The sequence below is a fragment of the Herbiconiux daphne genome (genome assembly GCF_024979295.1).
GTDB lineage: Bacteria > Actinomycetota > Actinomycetes > Actinomycetales > Microbacteriaceae > Herbiconiux > Herbiconiux daphnes.
Genome location: NZ_JANLCJ010000446.1, coordinates 1 through 665 on the forward strand (window position 1 = coordinate 1; position 665 = coordinate 665).

The 665-nt window shown below is 43.9% G+C and carries 1 protein-coding gene; it reads left to right on the forward strand.

Annotated features, from left to right (window positions below; genetic code table 11):
* Positions 1-276: 276 nt before the first annotated feature.
* A partial coding sequence (locus tag N1032_RS25770; protein ID WP_259543462.1) for a DNA polymerase occupies positions 277-665 on the forward strand: 389 nt, incomplete at its 3' end.

Below are 665 nucleotides of genomic sequence, written 5' to 3' on the forward strand. Positions count from 1 at the left end.
AAGGGTTATGTGAGAGGCAACGTGGCTTGGATCAGCGGACGCGCTAATCGAATCAAGTACGATGCTAGTCTAGACGAACTCAAAAAATTGGTGAACTGGATGGAAAGTGCAACGACTATCCCGAAAGGGAGTACATCACAAGCAAACGGTGATGGAAGCGCACAGCCCACGTAAGTGGTGATGATATAGTCTGCTCTGCATGGGAACATGCAGCTGGATTGAATATCCGGGGAGAGGTGTTGCGACCTCTCCTGAACATTAGGTATATATGCATTTTTGTATGGTGCAGGTAATGCTAACTTGGGTGCTCAGTTAGGTGGTGATACAGAAGTTGGTTTGAAAGCTCGTGAAACATTCCTCCGTGAGTGTCCATGTATTCCAGTATTAATCGAATACATTCAATGGTTCGCTGCAACAAATGGATATGTCCCGGGTATTGATGGTCGTAAACTGCGTCTCCGTAAAGATGAGAGCGGTAAATTGATGACCCACAAAGCCTTGAACTTATTGTTGCAAGCAGCAGGTTCTATCGTTATGAAACGTGCATGCCGTATCCTCATCGTTCAAGTTGAAGAAGAGAAACTAAATTGCCATCAAGTTATTTTTTATCATGATGAGTTTCAGTTTACTTGTCGAACAACTGATGTTGATCGTCTGCGTTATCT